Genomic DNA, 16,761 nt, shown 5'->3' on the forward strand with positions numbered 1-16,761 from the left:
GCCATGGCGGCGCTTGGCGCTTTGTTTTGTCAGGTTTTACCTACAGGAAGGGAGTGACAGAGGGAGAGCGGCGCGTGGACGGCAGGCGTGTGACCAGGTTTTGCAGTCGCACGATTGGGATAGGCAAGGCAGATCATGAACGTGCGGCCTATACTGAAAGCAAATCATGAAACCCGATCGCCATGACGGCGAATACTGGAGAACATCATGCGCATCCGAGTCCTTCCCATCCTTGCTCTTCCCCTCCTGCTGGCCGCCTGCGCCACGCCACAGCAGCGCGCCGAGCGCATGCAGGCCGAAATGGCCGAGGCCGTCGTGACCTTCGGACCGGCCTGCAGCCAGCTCGGCTACACGCCGAACAGCGACCCCTGGCGCGAATGCGTGCTGCAGCTCAGCAACCGCGACGAAGCCCGGCGCTATGGCCCGTCCTATTACGGCGGCTACGGCCCGCGCGGCTGGCGCGGCGGCGGTTTCTGGGGCCCCTACTGGTAAGACATTGCCAGGTACGCAAGCTTTCATGCCTCGTGGCCAGCGATAGCTTGTCGTAGCGTGGGCAAATCCTTTGCCCACGCTACGACAATCACGTCCCGACCTGCTCCTTGACTCGCATTCGTTCCTGACCGCCTAATCACTGACACAAACCCGGTCCAGCGAACCTGACGCCCCCGCCCGTGCCGACAGCAGACTCCCGTAACGGTGCATGAGCTGCGGAAAAATCTGGCGCCAGTCGTACTGTTCCTGCGCCTTGCGCCGCGCCTGCGCCCCCATGCGCGCCATGTCGCGCGCGTAGACCGCCTCGATGGCGCCGGCCAGGCTGTCGACCTTGTTGGGCCGCGCCAGGATGCCGGTCCCCTCGTCGACCAGTTCCGCCACCCCGCCGCCGCTGGTGGCCACCACCGGCAGGCCGCAAGCCATCGCCTCCAGCACGATCAAGCCGAAGGTCTCGCAATCGCCCGGATGCACCAGCAGGTCGCAGCTGGCCAGCACCGCCGCCAGCGCGCGCTGGTCGCGCTCGAACGGCAGGAAACTGACTTGCGGATGCCGCGGCATGGGGTCGCCGGCGCCGACCAGCAGCAGGTGGTAGGGCGGCCCCAGCTTGCGCACCGCCTCGATCAGGAGCGGCAGCTTCTTTTCCGCGGTGAAGCGCCCGGCGTACACCAGCAGGCGCGCGTCTTCCGGCAGGCCGAGCTCGGGGCGGAGGGTGGCGCGCCGCCGGCTCGGGTGGAACACCTCGCTGTCGATGCCGAGCGGCTGGTGCAGGGCTTGCGTCACGCCCATCTGCTCCAGTTGCCCGACCATCAGCCGGCTGGGCGCCAGCACCAGGTCGAACTCGCGGTAGAGATGGGCCAGGTATTTGCAGCTGCCTTGGGAGATCGTGTGCCCGAAGCGGTTCGCCACCAGGCGCGGCAGGTCGGAGTGGTAGAAGGCGACGGCGGGAATGCCGAGCCGGCGCCGCAGCCGCAGCGCGGCCCAGGCGCAATGGCCGGCGTCGCCCGCCTCGACCAGGTCGGGCTGGGCCGCGCGCAGCAGGCGCACCGCCGCCCCGACCGACAGCGGCATGCGGTAGCCGTGGATGCCCGGCAGGGTCACCGCCGGCACCCGCACCAGGGCCGGCATGCCTGCGCCGTCGCCGGCGTCGGCCGCGTCGTCACGGACGTTGGGACTGAAGATGGTGTGGCGCGCCCAGCCGAGACCGGCGAGCCAGCGCGCCTTCGCATTCAGGTAGGTGCTGACGCCGCCACCTTCGGCGGCGTAGAACATCGTGATGTCGACGAGGTGCATGTGCGGTCCGTTGAAAGCGCCACCATAGCAGTCGTCCGCGCACCGGGCTTGCGCACGCGCACAGGTGCGCGGATAGCGGTAACAGCGGGCGACAGCGGGCGGCTACCGAGCCGTCATGCCGCCGATTATGCGCTGCGGCGATCCAGCATGGCGCGCGCGATCGTGCCCGCGTCGACATACTCGAGCTCGCCACCGACGGGCACGCCGCGCGCCAGCCGGCTCACTTTCAGGCCGCGCGCCTTGAGCATCTCGCTGATGTAGTGGGCAGTCGCCTCGCCCTCGTTGGTGAAATTGGTGGCCAACACCACTTCGTTCACGGCGCCGTCCGCCGCACGCCCGAGCAGCTTGTCGAGGTGCAGGTCGCGCGGGCCGATGCCGTCGAGCGGCGAGAGCCGTCCCATCAGCACGAAGTACAGGCCTTTATAGGTCAGGGTCTGCTCGATCATCATCTGGTCGGCAGGGGTTTCGACCACGCACAGCAGGGCGCGGTCGCGCGACGCGTCGGCGCACAGATCGCACACCTCGGTGTCGGCGAAGGTATTGCACATGGCGCAGTGGTGGACCGTGTCCACCGCCTGGTACAGCGCGCGCGACAGCATGGCCGCGCCTTCGCGGTCATGCTGCAGCAGGTGGAAGGCCATGCGCTGCGCCGACTTCGGACCGACGCCGGGCAGGCGCCGCAGCGCTTCGGTCAGGAAGTCGAGCGAGCGGGACATGTTTCAGGCCCGATCAGAACGGCATCTTGAAGCCCGGCGGCAGCGGCATGCCGGCGGTCAGGCCGCTCATCTTTTCGCTGGCGGTAGCTTCGGCCTTGCGCACGGCGTCGTTGAAGGCGGCCGCGACCAGGTCTTCCAGCATGTCGCGGTCGTCGCCCAGCAGCGACGGGTCGATGGTGACGCGCTTGACGTCGTTCTTGCAGGTCATGACGACCTTGACCAGGCCGGCGCCCGACTGGCCTTCGACTTCGATCGTGGCCAGCTGCTCCTGCGCCTTCTTCATATTGTCCTGCATGGCTTGCGCCTGTTTCATCAAGCCTGCGAGCTGGTTTTTCATCATGGTCGTTTCTCCAGAAGTTCTGATGGGTTATTTATATTGTGATCAAACGGCGGCCGGCTTCACCGAGCCGGGCACGACGAAGGCGCCGAAGGTGTGTTCCATGGCCTGCACGAAGGGGTCGGCCGCCACCAGGGCTTCGGCCTGGCGCTGGCGCTCTTCGCGCGCGGCCTTGGCTTCGGCGGCGGCCGTGTACCAGGTCGGGCCGATCTCGGTGTCGAGCGAGATCCGCACTTGCGGGAAGTGCTCCTGCAGCGCGGCGGTCAGCTTTTCGCTGTTGCCGCTGGCGCGCAAGGTATCGACCGGCACCCGCAGCTTGAAGGTCGCGGCCTGCTCGTGCGCCAGGCATTCGATGAGTTCGGTCTGCAGCGCCAGCTGCTGGGCCACCCCGCGCAGCGGCAGGCCGGCGGCCAGGGCCGGCCAGTTGCCGTCCCAGCCGATCGCCGGGACCGGCGTGACCACGTAGGCATGCGGCGGCGCGGCCGGGGCGCGCTGCTGCGCCGGCGCGGGCGCCGTCACCACGGCCGGGGCATCGGCGGCGACCGCCGTGTCGTCGGAAAACTCGGTGACCCAGGACGGCGGCTCGTCGTCCGCCGAGGCCTGCTGCATGCGCGCCTGCGGCTGCTGTTGCTGAGGCTGCTGGACGGCTTGCGGCTGCGACTGTTCCCACGGTGGCGTCGCGCCGGGCGCCGGACGGCTCGGCTGCATGGCGGCCGCGGGACCGGGCGCCGGAGGCGGTGCGACCGGCGCCGGCGCAGGTGCAGGCGCGGCGGCCTGCGGCGGCGGCGCTTCGGGACGCGGCTTGGCGCCGCCACCCGAACGGCCCGATGCCGCACGGGCCGCTTCCAGCGCCGCGTTGATCGCCGCGCGGGCCGAGGTCATGGCGGGCGCCGGCGCCGCAGGCGCCGCCTGGGCGGCTTGCGCTGCGGGTGCGGCTTGCGCGGCCGGAGGCGGCGGCGCCTGGCGTGCCGGCGCGACCGCCGCATGGCTGGCCGCGGCCACCGCGGCGGCGCGTGCGCCCGGGCCCGGACCGGCGGCCATCGCCGGTGCAGGCGCCGCGGCCGGCTGCTCGGCGCCGCCCTGTCCCGGACGGAAGGCCAGCATACGCAGCAGGGTCATGGTGAAGCCGGCGTACTCGTCCGGCGCCAGGCCGATCTCGTTACGGCCGTGCACGGCGATCTGGTAATACAGCTGCACTTCCTGCGCATCGAAAGCCTGGGCCAGGCGCAGGATGTCGGCGAGTTCCGGCAGGTCTTGCGGCACCGCCGAGGGCACCGATTGCGCCAGCGCGATCCGGTGCAGCAGGGTGCCGAGGTCCTGCAGCGCGCCGTTGTACGACAGGCTGCGGCTGGCCATCTCGTCGGCCACCGCCATCAGGTCGGCGCCGTCCTGGGCCAGCAAAGCGTCCAGCAGGCGCACCAGGTAGGACTGGTCGAGCGCGCCCAGCATGCCCTGCACCGCGTCGAGCGTCACCTGGCCGGCGGCATAGGCGATCGCCTGGTCGGTCAGCGACAGCGCGTCGCGCATCGAACCGTGGGCGCCCTGCGCCAGCAGGCGCAGGGCCGGCTGTTCATACGTCACGCCTTCCTGGCCGAGGATGTTCTCGAGGTGGCCCACGATATGGCCGGGCGGCATCTGCTTCAGGTTGAACTGGAGGCAGCGCGACAGCACGGTCACCGGGATCTTCTGCGGATCGGTGGTCGCGAGAATGAATTTCACGTGCGGCGGCGGTTCTTCCAGCGTCTTCAGCATGGCGTTGAAGGCGTGGTTGGTGAGCATGTGCACCTCGTCGATCATGTAGACCTTGAAGCGCGCATTGCTCGGCGCGTACACCGCCTGTTCCAGCAGCTGGGCCATCTCGTCGACGCCGCGGTTCGAGGCCGCGTCCATCTCGATGTAGTCGACGAAACGCCCGGCATCGATCGCGCGGCAGGCTTCGCACACGCCGCAGGGCTCGGCCGTGATCCCGCCCTGCCCGTCCGGGCCGACGCAGTTGAGCGACTTGGCCAGGATGCGCGACAAGGTCGTCTTGCCGACCCCGCGCGTGCCCGTGAACAGGTAGGCGTGGTGCAGGCGGCCCGTTTTCAACGCATGGGTCAGCGCACGGACGACGTGCTCCTGGCCGACCAGCGTTTCGAAGTTCTTGGGACGGTATTTGCGGGCGAGGACTTGATAGGACATACCCGGATTTTACCGCAGATGGCGGCCGGGGCGAACAATCCGGGGCATGCCTGTCAACAATGCGGAAACGACGGACGTGACGACGCGCCGATGGGGGTATTGAGAAATGGAGAGGGTGAAACAGGAAGGAGAGCAAGGAGGCGAGCCTGATCTGCGGCACTTGCGGTGAACGGCTTTGGCTGCTTCGTTCCCGACCTGACCAGGTAAACCATGCCACAATGCGCAGGGGCCCGCCAGCGGTGATTATACCGTATGGCGGGCGTTGTGGGAAATGGTGTGGCTGACGCTAACTCTGCGCTACGAAACTCGGGTCCCGGCGAAGGCCGGGACCCGAGTTCGGTGCACACAGTTAAATCCCGAGCTCCCCCCACAAGCCATCGATCCGCGCCTTGACTTCCGGCGTCATCTCGATCGGCGTCCCCCACTCCCGATTGGTCTCCCCCGGCCACTTGTTGGTCGCATCGATCCCCATCTTGCTTCCCAGCCCGCTGACCGGCGAAGCGAAGTCCAGGTAATCGATCGGCGTGTTATCGACCATGACCGTATCGCGCGTCGGATCCACCCGCGTCGTGATCGCCCAGATCACCTCTTTCCAGTCGCGCACGTTGACGTCCTCGTCCACCACCACGATGAACTTGGTATACATGAACTGGCGCAGGAAACTCCACACGCCAAACATCACGCGCTTGGCATGACCGGCATACTGTTTCTTCATCTGCACCACCGCCATGCGATAGCTGCAGCCCTCGGGCGGCAGGTAGAAGTCGGTGATCTCGCTGAACTGCTTCTGCAGCAGCGGGATGAAGACCTCGTTCAGCGCCACGCCCAGCACGGCCGGCTCGTCGGGCGGCTTGCCGGTATAGGTGGAGTGATAGATCGGGTCGCGCCGCATCGTGATGCGGTCGACCGTGAACACCGGGAAGCTGTCCTGCTCATTGTAATAGCCGGTGTGGTCGCCATACGGCCCTTCGAGCGCGTGCTCGAAGCCGGACGGGTGGTTCTCGTCCGGATAGATATGCCCTTCCAGCACGATCTCGGCGGACGCCGGCACCCGCAGTTCGCTCCCCAACGCCTTGGTCAGCACGGTGCGCGAGCCGCGCAACAGGCCCGCAAACTGGTATTCGGACAGGGCGTCCGGCACCGGGGTGACCGCCCCCAGAATGGTGGCCGGGTCGGCGCCCAGCGCCACCGCCACCGGATACGGTTTGCCCGGATTGCTAAGTGCGTGCTCGCGGAAGTCGAGCGCGCCGCCGCGGTGGGCCAGCCAGCGCATGATCACCTTGTTCGGTCCCAGCACCTGCTGGCGGTAGATGCCCAGGTTCTGGCGCTTCTTGTTCGGCCCCTTGGTGATCACCAGGCCCCAGGTGATCAGGGGTGCGATGTCCCCCGGCCAGCAGTGCTGGATCGGCAACTTGGCCAGGTCGACGTCCTGCCCTTCCCACACGATTTCCTGGCACGGCGCGCCGCGCACTTCTTTCGGCGCCATGTCCCACACCGCTTTCACGAGCGAACCCATGCCCATGATGTCCTTGAAGCCCTTGGGCGGCTCCGGCTCTTTCAGGCGCGCCAGCACGTGGCCGATATTGCGCAGCTCGCCCAGCTTATCCGCGCCCATGCCCAGCGCCACCCGGCGCGGGGTGCCGAACAAATTGCCGAGCACGGGAATCTGATGACCGGTCGGCTTGTCGAACAGCAGAGCAGGCCCGCCGGCGCGCAGCGTGCGGTCGCAAATTTCCGTCATTTCGAGGTTGGGCGACACCGGTACGCCGACATGCTTGAGCTCGCCCATTCGTTCGAGCTGAGCCATGAAATCCCGCAAATCTGTATATTTCATTAAGTTTTGATGTAAATCTCATCAGTAGAAGCTTGTTAAAGGCACCATGCCAAGTAACTGATTCGTTGAGCTTTTTCAAAATTTCGGCTCGGCAATCAGAACTAAAAGTAATAAGAGCGGATTGTGCTAGGGTTGACTTGATATAAAAGCGCCACTAGAATCCGTCCTACTTGATGAGGCAGGCGAGTCTTTCTGACACGATTTTATCTGTTCTCATGCATTCACGGGGTCGGGGCCCCACATGACATTTTGAGGAGTGTTTTCACAGGGCGTCTGCCCTAACCCCCGAGACAGTTGTTGAGCCACTGGTTCCACCCGCCCGGGTTTTAAGCAGCCAGCTGAAGCAAAGCAATGACGGCGTTAGTCGGCCGCGACGCGGCGACCTACGATATTTCTGATGCACGGCACAGTCCGACACCGCGCTTAGGCGCTGTGACAGGAGCTCTTTTTGCCGCGACAAGGGGAATTCGATGATCCATCGTTTCATCACGAACGCAAGGTTCGTGCAATCCATGGCCAGCCAGCCAGTCACATGGTCTTCCATGGGCAAAGCGGCACGCGGTTTCGTGAATACCGCACGCAACACCCTGACCGTATTCGGTCTTTCCGCAGTCGCCATGCTGGCCCTGCTGTACACCAACGAAGACGTCGCCAAGCGCGTCTCGGACGTGCTGGATCCCCAGCCCCAGATCGTCGCCGTCGCCCCGAGCGCGCCGGCAGCCGCGATCAAGCCGGTCGCCTTTACCGAGGCGGAGGAAACGAGTCACAGCAGTGTGCAGCACCTTGGCAACACCAGGCAGCAGCAATGGGTCACTTCCTGGCTGAGCAAGCGCTACCGCGTCGCCAGCGACGCCGCCAACATGCTGGTCTCGACCGCCTACATGACGGCGCACGAGGTCAAGCTGGATCCGCTCCTGATCCTCGCCGTGATGGCGATCGAGTCGGGTCTGAACCCCTTCGCCGAAAGCCCGATGGGCGCGAAGGGTTTGATGCAGGTCATGGCCAAGGTTCACCATGACAAGTTCGAGGAAGTCGGCGGCCAGCAGGCGGCCCTGAACCCGGTTGCCAACATCAAGGTCGGCGCCCTGATCCTCAAGGATTACGTCAAGCGCACCGGCTCGGTCGAGGGCGGCCTGAAAACCTACGTCGGCGCCGCCGACATGGAAAGCGACTCCGGCTACGGCGCCAAGGTGCTGGCCGAGTACAAGCGCCTGAAACAGGTGGCGCGCGGCCAGAAGGTGCCGACCACGAATGCGCCGGCAGCCTCTGCGCCGATCGTGGTCAAGCAGGCCCCGGCAGCCAAGCCGGCCGAAACCCAGGCGCCGGCAGCGGCTCCGGCCCCGGCGGACAGCCACGGCCCGGAAACGCTGGCTACCCTGTAAGCCGGCAGAAAACACTCCTCACGGCCACCGCATGCGGTGGCTTTTTCTTTTATGCTCCACCACATGCTTGACCAAATACGTTTGACGATCGCGATCGCCGACCCGGCCGGCGCCGAGGCGCACGCCTGCCTCACCCGCTATGTCGAGTAATTGCAGGCGCGGTTCGATCGCGGCTTCGATCCGGCGGCGAGCGTGTCGGCCAATCCGGAAGAACTGATGCCGCCGTCGGGGTATTTCCTGATCGCGCGGCAGGATGGCGTGGCTGCAAAAAAGCCACCGGGCGCATACCACGGTGGCTTTTCTACTTCTATATATAGAGAGGGAATGCGAATCAGCGCTTCGCGTCCGCCCCCACTTCGTCCGGACGCAGGCTGCCGGCCAGCTTGTCCAGCACGCCGTTGACGTACTTGTGGCCGTCGATGCCGCCGAAGGACTTGGTCAGCTCGACCGCCTCGTTGATCACGACGCGATACGGGATTTCCGGGTGGTTCTTGAGCTCATAGGCACCCAGCAGCAGTACGCCGTGTTCGATCGGCGACAGTTCGGCGATGCCGCGGTCGATCAGCGGGGCGATCGCTTCGCGCAGCTCGACCGAGGTGGCGATGGCGCCGTTCAGCAGGTCGCTGAAGAATTCGCCGTCGGCCTTGTCGAAGCCATGCGCGCCTCGGATGTTGGTGACGACGGTGCGGGCCGGCTCATTGTTGAGCAGCCATTGGTAGAGTCCTTGCAGCGCGAACTCGCGCGCGCGGTGGCGCGGCGTGCGGTTCTTGCTCGGGTTGGCGTGGGTGGTCTTGTCGGTCATTCTATGCTTTCCTTTATTCTTCTTCGGCCTGCAGTTCTTCCAGCGCGAACAGCAGGTTCGCCATCTCGACCGCCACGCGGGCCGCGTCGGCGCCCTTCTCGGCCATGCGCACTTCGGCCTGCTCGTCGTTCTCGGTGGTCAGGATCGCATTGGCGATCGGCATACCGTAGTCGAGGCCGATGCGGGTGATGCCGGCGCCGGATTCGTTCGAGACCAGCTCAAAGTGGTAAGTCTCGCCGCGGATCACCGCGCCGAGCGCGATCAGCGCATCGAACTGCTGGGTTTCGGCCAGCTTCTGCAGCGCCAGCGGCGCTTCCAGGGCGCCCGGCACCGTGATGTGGAGGATGTCCTCGTCGGCCACGCCCAGGCGCTTGAGTTCCGCCAGGCAGGACGACAGCAGGCCGTGGCCGACGTCGGCGTTGAAGCGGGCCTGCACGATCCCGATGCGCAGGCCTTCGCCCGCCAGATTGCTTTCAAAAGTTGGTACCGTCATGGCTGGCCTCTTCTTTGTATGTGTGTATATAGCGTATATAGATTAAGGTGGATTGTTCAGGCGGCGCGCGAACTCAGGCCGCCGGCTGCGGCAGGTAGCCCGTGACTTCCAGGTCGAAGCCCGTCATCGACGGCATCTTGCGCGGATTCGCCAGCAGCTGCATCTTCCCTACGCCCAGGTTGCGCAGGATCTGGGCGCCGATGCCATAGGTGCGCAGGTCCATCGAGGCTGCGCGCGCACTGCGTGGGCTGGTGTCGCGCGGGGCGAACTGGGCGAACAGCTGGTCCGCGGTCTCGCCGGCATTGAGCAGCACGATCACGCCATTGTCCGCGGCCTGGATCGCCTTCATGGCCGAGGCCAGGTCCCAGGAGTGGGTGCTGGCGCAATTACCCAGCACGTCGAGCAGGGACACCGGCTGGTGCACGCGCACCAGCGCTTCCTTGTCGGCCGCCGGCTCGCCATGCACCAGGGCCAGGTGGGCCGAGCCGCTCGGCTTGTCGCGGAAGGCCACCAGGCGGAACTCGCCGTGCACCGTATGCAATTGGCGCTCGGCCACGCGCTCGACCAGGCTTTCGTTCTGGCTGCGGTAGTGGATCAGGTCGGCGATGGTGCCGATCTTGATGTTGTGCTCTTTCCCGAATTCGATCAGGTCCGGCAGGCGCGCCATGGTGCCGTCTTCCTTGATGATCTCGCAGATGACGGAGGCCGGGGTCAGGCCGGCCATCGCGGTGAGATCGCAGCCGGCTTCGGTATGGCCGGCGCGCATCAGGACGCCGCCGTCCTGGGCGCGCAGCGGGAAGATGTGGCCCGGCTGCACCAGGTCGTCCGGGGTGCTGCCCTTGTTCACGGCCACCTGGATGGTGCGCGCGCGGTCGGCCGCCGAGATGCCGGTGGTGACGCCCTCGGCCGCCTCGATCGAGACCGTGAAGTTGGTGCCGAAGGAAGTGCCGTTTTTCGAGGTCATCATCGGCAGCGCCAGCTGGTCGCAGCGCTCTTCGGTGAGCGTCAGGCAGACCAGGCCACGCGCGTGGCGGATCATGAAGTTGATCGCCTCCGGCGTGACGAAGTCAGCGGCAAGCACCAGGTCGCCTTCGTTTTCGCGGTCTTCCTCGTCGACGAGGATGACCATGCGCCCTGCGCGCAGTTCGGCAACGATTTCCTCGGTGCTGGAAATAGACATACGGATTCCTTCGGTTTTGCGTAATCCGTTATTTTAAAGGATTTACCGCTCTTCAAGCGAAAGCTGCTGCATTCGCCGCCATGCACGGCGCTGCGATTTCGTCAACGGTCGTTGGCGCCATGCAACGTGCAACATTTTGCGTGTATTCGTGGCCACATACTTGCTAAGCTATTCATTTCTCGCACGCAAGCAAGCACGTGTTTACCCACGACTCGATTATGATGAAGACAACGCTTCCGGCGTGGCTGCCGGGCTTTTTGCCCGGCAAGCGCCGGCCTATTCCTGGAGTTGCCACGATGGTGGTTCGACATCCCGACGTTGATCCGGGAAGGCGCGGCTGATGGCCACGATCCTGATCGTCGACGATCGGCCCAGCAACCGCGTCTTCCTGAACGCATTGCTCGGCTATACCGGCCACCGCCTGCTGGAAGCGGAGGACGGCGCCCAGGCGCTGGCGCTGGTGCGCAGCGAGCGCCCGGAACTGGTGATCACCGACATCCTGATGCCGGTGATGGATGGCTACGAGCTGGTCCAGCAGATCCGCAACGACCCCGCCATCCGCGCCACCCGCGTCATCTTTTTCTCGGCAGTCTATGCCGAGCGCGAAACGCAGGCGATGGCGGCGCGCTGCGGGGTTGCCACCGTGCTGCCCAAGCCGGCCGACGCGCACCAGATCCTGGACGCCGTCAACGCCGAACTGGGCCTGTCCGAACCGCTGGCGCCGCCACCGGCGGACGAGCCGGAGCCGGAGCGCGCCCTCCCCGCCGACCTGTGCGCCCGCCTCGACGAACTCGAACGCATCTGCCTGTCCCTGATCGGCGAGCGCCGCGTCGAGGCCCTGGCCGCCGCCTTCCTCGACACCGCGCGCCGCGTGCTGCACGCCGACTACGCCGCGCTGTGCCTGATCGACCGCGACGAGCGCAATGTGCGCCACCTCGACACCGTGGGCCTCGACACCTGCCTGTTCGAGAGCAGCGCGCGCAACGACATGCGCCTGCCGGGCGTCCTGATGCGCGCCCGCGCTCCCATGCGCCTGAGCGAAGGCGACACCCTGCTGTCCACCCTGCCGCCCGGCCACCCCGGCATCGGCAGCTTCCTCGGCCTGCAGGTGCACGACCTGCAGCACCCGCTCGGCTGGCTGTATTGCGCGCGCCATCCCGGCGCCGCGGCCTTCAGCGAGGAGGAAGAGCGCTGGGGCACGGCGCTGGCGGCCCAGCTCGCGGTCGCCTACGAAAACCTGAACCTGTACGGCGTGGTGCAGCGCCACGCCTCCCAGCTGCAGCTCGAAGCGCTGGCGCGCGCCGACGCCGACGCCGCCCTGCGCGACAGCGAGCACCGGCTGGAACTCGCCCGCCAGGTGTTCGACAGCACGCAGGAAGGCATCCTGATGACCGATGCCGACGCGAATATCGTGGCGGTGAACCCGGCCTTCGAGCAGATCACCGGCTACCGCGAAAGTGAAGTGATGGGGCTGAACCCGCGCATCCTGTGCTCGGGCCGGCACGACGCCAGCTTCTACCGCGACATGTGGAATTGCCTGGAAAGCGATGGCCAGTGGCGCGGCGAGATCTGGAACCGCCGCAAGAACGGCGAGATCTATCCGGAGCGCACCAGCATCAGTGCGGTACGCGACGAGTGCGGCAAGCTCACCGCCTACGTTTCGGTGTCGACCGACCTGTCGGCGCTCAAGGCGGCCCACCACCAGCTCGACTTCCTCGCCAACCACGACGCTCTCACCCTGCTGCCGAACCGCTCGCTGTTCAACGACCGCCTGCAGCAGGCGATCGCGGCGGCGCGCCAGGGCGACGGCGAACTGGCGCTGCTGCTGTTCAACGTCGACCGGCTCTCGCGCATCAACGACAGCCTCGGGCACGCGGCCGGCGACGCTGTGCTGGTCGAGGTGGCCGAGCGGGTCAGCCGCATCGCCGGGCCCACCGATACCCTGGCGCGGCTGTCGGGCGACGAATTCGTACTGCTGCTCACCAATTGCCACGACAACGAGGACATCATCCTGGCCGCGCGCCGCCTGATCGACGCCATCGCCCAGCCGCACACGGTGGGCGGGCACGACGTGGTGGTCACCGGCAGCGTCGGCATCGCCATCTTCCCGCGCGACGGCGGCGCGCCCGGCGACCTGCTCAAGGCGGCCGACGCGGCGCTGGGCGACATGAAGAAATCGGGGCGCAACGGTTTCCGCTTCTTCAAGGGTGAAATGAACGCCGAGGCGCTGCGCTGGCTGGCGCTGGAAACGCGGCTGCGGCGCGCCATCGAACGCGGCGAGCTGGCCCTGCACTACCAGCCGCAGATCTCGCGCATCGACGGCAGCGTGGTGGGCATGGAAGCGCTGCTGCGCTGGCGCAGCGAGGAGATCGGGGTGGTGTCGCCGGGCGACTTCATCCCGCTCGCCGAGGACACCGGCCTGATCCACCCCATCGGCGAATGGGTGATCCGCCAGGCCTGCTTCCAGAACAAGGCCTGGCAAAACGCCGGCCTGCCGCCGGTGAAGGTGGCGGTCAACGTTTCCGCCACCCAGTTCAAGGCCGGCTCGGTGAGCGGCATGGTCGCCAAGGCCCTGCTCGATAGCGGCCTGGCGCCGCGCTACCTGGAAGTGGAACTGACCGAAAGCGTGATGCTGGGCGACAGCGCCGCGGCCGAGGCCCAGATGGCGGAACTGCGCGCCATGGGCATCTCGCTGTCGCTGGACGACTTCGGCACCGGCTACTCCTCGCTCGGCTACCTGTCGCGCTTCCCGCTCGACAAACTGAAGATCGACCAGACCTTTGTCCGCAACATCACCACCGAGCAGCGCAGCGCCGCCATCGCCCAGGCCACCATTGCCCTGGCCCAGGGCCTGTCGCTGTCGGTCGTGGCCGAGGGCGTGGAAACCACCGGGCAGCGCGACTTCCTGGGCCTGATCGGCTGCGACGTGATGCAGGGCTATCTGTACAGCCGTCCGGTCCCGGCGCACGAGATGGCGCAGCTGCTGGCGAAGGGGCGCGTGGCCTTGTAAGCCGTCTGTCCCGGGGTCCTGCCTAAACGCAACAGTGCGCAGCGGACACGCACGGTAGAATGCCAGCTCGTCCGCTCGTTCACCAACCAGGAATCATCAATGAGCAAGAATTTCACGCGCGGCCTTTGCCTGGCCGCGCTGCTGTGCGCGCAGCTGCCGGCGAATGCCGCAACTGGCGCCATCGCGGCCAAGGGGGCTGCTGCTGCCGCCACCGTTGCGCCCGCGGCGACCGCCGCGCCGCTGCGGCTCGACGCCCCGATTCCGGTCGGCCCGCAAGTCAAGGTCGGCAAGCTGGCCAATGGCCTGACGTATTACATCCAGAAGAACGCCCGTCCGGAACGCAAGCTCGAGCTGCGCCTGGTGGTCAAGGCCGGCTCCATCCTCGAGGACGAGGACCAGCGCGGCCTGGCCCACTTCATCGAGCACATGGCTTTCAATGGCTCGACCAATTTCCGCAAGCACGAGCTGGTGTCCTACCTGCAGTCGATCGGCGTCGGCTTCGGCGCCGACCTGAACGCCTACACCTCGTTCGACGAAACCGTCTACATCCTGCCGATCCCGACCGACAAGCCGGAGAACGTCACCAAGGCCTTCCAGGTGCTGGAAGACTGGGCCCACGGCCTGACCCTCGACCCGGAGACCATCGACAAGGAACGCGGCATCGTGCTGGAAGAGCTGCGCCTGGGAAAAGGCGCTTCGGACCGCATGAGCAAGCAGATCATGCCCGCCATCTTCAACGGTTCGAAATATGCCGAGCGCCTGCCGATCGGCACCGAAGAGGTGCTGCGCAGCTTCACGCCCGAGGCATTGACGCGCTTCTACCGCGACTGGTACCGCCCCGACCTGATGGCCGTGGTGGTGGTCGGCGACATCGAGCCAGGCCAGGCCGAGAAGCTGGTGAAGTCGCACTTCGCCCACCTGAAGAATCCGCAGCCGGCGCGCCCGCGCGCCTATGCCGAGATCCCGGCGCGCCAGGCGACCCAGGCGCTGGTCGTCACCGACCAGGAAGCCACCGGCAACGCCGTGCTGATCCGCTATCCGGTGCAGCCGGTGCAGGAAGCCGGCACCATCCGCGCCTACCGCGACGACCTGGTGCAGTCGCTGTTCTCGGCCATGCTGAACCAGCGCTTGCAGGAACTGGCGCAGCTGCCGGAGCCGCCCTTCATGGGTGCGTCCAGCTCGCTGGGCAAGCTGACGCCGCGCTACCGCTCGTACAACGCGTCGGCGGCGCTGGGACCGCGCGGCGCCGAGGTCGCCCTGTCGGCCCTGGTCGAGGAAAACGAGCGCGCGCGCCGCTACGGCTTCGGCGCCGCCGAACTCGAGCGCATGAAGAAGAACCTGATGCGCAGCTACGAGCAGGTCTGGAACGAGCGCGCCAAGAGCGACTCCGGCACCTACGCCGCCGAGTACATCCGCAACTTCCTGCAGCAGGAAGCGATCCCCGGCATCGACACGGAGTACCGCTACGTGAAGGAACTGGTGCCGGGCATCACGCTCGAGGAAATGAATGCCTACGCCCGCCGCACCATCCCGGCGGATTCGGGCAAGCTGGTGCTGTACACCGGCGTGACCCGTCCCGACACGCCGCAGGGCGAGCAATTGCTGGCCGCCGTGTCCGCGGCCCAGCGCGCCGAGGTGAGCCGGCACGACGAGAAGGCGGTGGCGGCGCGCCTGATGGACAAGCCGCCCAGGGCCGGCACGATCGTCTCGCAGACCCAGGACAAGGCCCTCGGCCTGACCCGCCTGGAGCTGTCGAACGGCGTCAAGGTGATCCTGAAACCCACCGATTTCCGGAACGACCAGGTCATGATGAGCGCGGCCCGCTTTGGCGGCCAGAGCCTGTTCGGCGACCAGGACATCCTGAATGCGCGCTTCGCCAACGCCATCGTGGCCAGCATGGGCGTGAAGGATTTCACGCCCCTGGACATGCGCAAGATCCTGGCGGGCAAGGCGGCCCAGGTAAACGTCGGGCTGGCCAACTATACCGACGTGGTGGTCGGCGCCTCGGGCGCGACCGATATCGAGACCATGCTGCAGCTGACCTGGCTGAAGTTCAGCGGCGTGCGCCGCGACGAGGCTTTGTTCCGCTCCTACGTCGGCAAGCAGGCCGAGCAGGCGCGCAACCAGACCGCCCAGCCCGGCACGCGCTTCGGCGACGCGGTGATGGCGGCGCTCTACAACAACCACCCGCGCGCGCCGCGCAGCCTGGCGCCGGAAGAGTACGAGAAGATCGACCTCGACCGCAGCATCGAGATCTTCAAGCAGCGCTTCTCGTCTGCCCGCGACCTGACCTTCATCCTGGTCGGCAGTTTCGACCCGGTGGCGATCAAGCCGCTGCTGGCGACCTGGCTCGGCAGCCTGCCGACGCCCGAGATCCCGGTCGCCTACCGCGACGTCGGCCTGCGCCCGGCCACCGGCGTGATCAAGCGCGAGGTCAAGAGCGGCACCGAGCCGAAGAGCACGATCTCGCTGACCTTCACCGGGCCGGCGGAATTCACGGAAGCCGAGCAGCTGCGCCTGTCGGCGCTGCTGGAAGTGACGAACATCCGCATCATCGACGTGCTGCGCGAGCAGATGTCGCTGATCTATGGCGGCGGCGCCAGCGGGGCCTTGAGCAAGATCCCGTACGGGAATTACTCGATTGGCGTGACCTTGCCGACCGGGCCGGAGAACGTCGACAAGGTGCTGGCGACCACCTTCGCCGAGATCAAGCGCCTGCAGACGCAGGGGCCGGATGCGGCGGACCTGGACAAGGTCAAGAGCAACTGGATCCAGAATCATCGCCGCTCGCTGCGCGAGAATGGCTACTGGCTCGGCTACCTGCAGTCGGCGCTCAGTGAAGGGACCGATCCGGGGGCGATCCTGCAGGTGGAGCAGCAGGTGCAGGCGTTAACGGCGGACGATATCCGGACGGCGGCGCGGCGGTATTTCAACGAGCGCAATTATGTGCAGGTGGTGTTGAATCCGGAGACGCCAGCGGCGGCGCAAGTAGCGGCATCAAGCGCGCCGACGCCCGGCGGTTAAGCTTTTGTAGGGTGGGCGGC

General features: G+C 66.6%; 12 protein-coding genes and 1 other RNA gene. 4 read left to right on the forward strand and 9 right to left on the reverse strand.

What is annotated here, in order from left to right:
* Positions 1–207 precede the first annotated feature (207 nt).
* A complete protein-coding gene (locus LQ564_RS23095) occupies positions 208–492 on the forward strand; it encodes a hypothetical protein (protein WP_231060469.1) in 285 nt (94 codons plus the stop codon).
* A gap of 132 nt (positions 493–624) precedes the next feature.
* Here the strand turns inward: LQ564_RS23095 and LQ564_RS23100 are convergent, their stop codons facing one another.
* The 6 genes from LQ564_RS23100 to ubiD all read right to left on the reverse strand — a co-directional run bounded on the left by LQ564_RS23100 (position 625) and on the right by ubiD (position 6,850).
* Entirely contained in the window at positions 625–1,782 is a 1,158-nt protein-coding gene (locus LQ564_RS23100) for a glycosyltransferase family 4 protein (RefSeq protein ID WP_231060470.1), read from the reverse strand.
* Positions 1,783–1,907: 125 nt separating this feature from the next.
* Positions 1,908–2,498, reverse strand: coding sequence for a recombination mediator RecR (gene recR, locus LQ564_RS23105; RefSeq protein WP_231060471.1), 591 nt, complete (start codon positions 2,496–2,498; stop codon positions 1,908–1,910).
* 13 nt (positions 2,499–2,511) lie between these two features.
* A complete protein-coding gene (locus tag LQ564_RS23110) occupies positions 2,512–2,838 on the reverse strand; it encodes a YbaB/EbfC family nucleoid-associated protein (RefSeq protein ID WP_231060472.1) in 327 nt (108 codons plus the stop codon).
* 42 nt (positions 2,839–2,880) lie between these two features.
* A complete protein-coding gene (locus LQ564_RS23115) occupies positions 2,881–5,016 on the reverse strand; it encodes a DNA polymerase III subunit gamma/tau (RefSeq protein ID WP_231060473.1) in 2,136 nt (711 codons plus the stop codon).
* Between the two features lie 136 nt (positions 5,017–5,152).
* An RNA gene (ffs, locus tag LQ564_RS23120) (signal recognition particle sRNA small type) lies at positions 5,153–5,251 on the reverse strand.
* A gap of 114 nt (positions 5,252–5,365) precedes the next feature.
* Positions 5,366–6,850: a 4-hydroxy-3-polyprenylbenzoate decarboxylase gene (gene ubiD / locus LQ564_RS23125; RefSeq protein WP_231060474.1), complete on the reverse strand. Its 1,485-nt coding sequence runs from the start codon at positions 6,848–6,850 to the stop codon at positions 5,366–5,368.
* Between the two features lie 512 nt (positions 6,851–7,362).
* Here ubiD and LQ564_RS23130 point away from each other — a divergent pair.
* On the forward strand, positions 7,363–8,232 hold the full coding sequence (locus LQ564_RS23130; protein ID WP_371873539.1) for a transglycosylase SLT domain-containing protein: 870 nt from the start codon (positions 7,363–7,365) through the stop codon (positions 8,230–8,232).
* 331 nt (positions 8,233–8,563) lie between these two features.
* Here the strand turns inward: LQ564_RS23130 and nusB are convergent, their stop codons facing one another.
* The 3 genes from nusB to ribBA all read right to left on the reverse strand — a co-directional run bounded on the left by nusB (position 8,564) and on the right by ribBA (position 10,707).
* A complete protein-coding gene (gene nusB, locus LQ564_RS23135; RefSeq protein WP_231060476.1) occupies positions 8,564–9,034 on the reverse strand; it encodes a transcription antitermination factor NusB in 471 nt (156 codons plus the stop codon).
* A 13-nt stretch (positions 9,035–9,047) separates the two neighbouring features.
* On the reverse strand, positions 9,048–9,527 hold the full coding sequence (gene ribH / locus LQ564_RS23140) for a 6,7-dimethyl-8-ribityllumazine synthase (RefSeq protein ID WP_231060477.1): 480 nt from the start codon (positions 9,525–9,527) through the stop codon (positions 9,048–9,050).
* 73 nt (positions 9,528–9,600) lie between these two features.
* Complete coding sequence (gene ribBA / locus LQ564_RS23145; RefSeq protein WP_231060478.1) at positions 9,601–10,707, reverse strand: bifunctional 3,4-dihydroxy-2-butanone-4-phosphate synthase/GTP cyclohydrolase II; 1,107 nt, start codon at positions 10,705–10,707, stop codon at positions 9,601–9,603.
* A gap of 340 nt (positions 10,708–11,047) precedes the next feature.
* On the opposite strand from ribBA, the gene LQ564_RS23150 reads away from it, so the two are divergent.
* On the forward strand, positions 11,048–13,717 hold the full coding sequence (locus LQ564_RS23150; protein ID WP_231060479.1) for a two-component system response regulator: 2,670 nt from the start codon (positions 11,048–11,050) through the stop codon (positions 13,715–13,717).
* A 99-nt stretch (positions 13,718–13,816) separates the two neighbouring features.
* On the forward strand, positions 13,817–16,741 hold the full coding sequence (locus LQ564_RS23155; RefSeq protein WP_231060480.1) for a M16 family metallopeptidase: 2,925 nt from the start codon (positions 13,817–13,819) through the stop codon (positions 16,739–16,741).
* The last annotated feature ends 20 nt before the right edge of the window (positions 16,742–16,761 follow it).

It is taken from the genome of Massilia phyllostachyos (assembly GCF_021044825.1).
GTDB classification, from domain to species: domain Bacteria; phylum Pseudomonadota; class Gammaproteobacteria; order Burkholderiales; family Burkholderiaceae_D; genus Telluria; species Telluria phyllostachyos.

Bases quoted from the DNA above. Each gene is read 5' to 3' on its own strand.
- ribBA (WP_231060478.1), bottom strand. From the start codon at position 10,707: ATGTCTATTTCCAGCACCGAGGAAATCGTTGCCGAACTGCGCGCAGGG.
- ribH (WP_231060477.1), bottom strand. From the start codon at position 9,527: ATGACGGTACCAACTTTTGAAAGCAATCTGGCGGGCGAAGGCCTGCGC.
- LQ564_RS23115 (WP_231060473.1), bottom strand. From the start codon at position 5,016: ATGTCCTATCAAGTCCTCGCCCGCAAATACCGTCCCAAGAACTTCGAA.
- LQ564_RS23110 (WP_231060472.1), bottom strand. From the start codon at position 2,838: ATGATGAAAAACCAGCTCGCAGGCTTGATGAAACAGGCGCAAGCCATG.
- LQ564_RS23150 (WP_231060479.1), top strand. From the start codon at position 11,048: ATGGCCACGATCCTGATCGTCGACGATCGGCCCAGCAACCGCGTCTTC.
- LQ564_RS23095 (WP_231060469.1), top strand. From the start codon at position 208: ATGCGCATCCGAGTCCTTCCCATCCTTGCTCTTCCCCTCCTGCTGGCC.
- nusB (WP_231060476.1), bottom strand. From the start codon at position 9,034: ATGACCGACAAGACCACCCACGCCAACCCGAGCAAGAACCGCACGCCG.
- LQ564_RS23155 (WP_231060480.1), top strand. From the start codon at position 13,817: ATGAGCAAGAATTTCACGCGCGGCCTTTGCCTGGCCGCGCTGCTGTGC.
- LQ564_RS23100 (WP_231060470.1), bottom strand. From the start codon at position 1,782: ATGCACCTCGTCGACATCACGATGTTCTACGCCGCCGAAGGTGGCGGC.
- ubiD (WP_231060474.1), bottom strand. From the start codon at position 6,850: ATGAAATATACAGATTTGCGGGATTTCATGGCTCAGCTCGAACGAATG.
- LQ564_RS23130 (WP_371873539.1), top strand. From the start codon at position 7,363: ATGGCCAGCCAGCCAGTCACATGGTCTTCCATGGGCAAAGCGGCACGC.
- recR (WP_231060471.1), bottom strand. From the start codon at position 2,498: ATGTCCCGCTCGCTCGACTTCCTGACCGAAGCGCTGCGGCGCCTGCCC.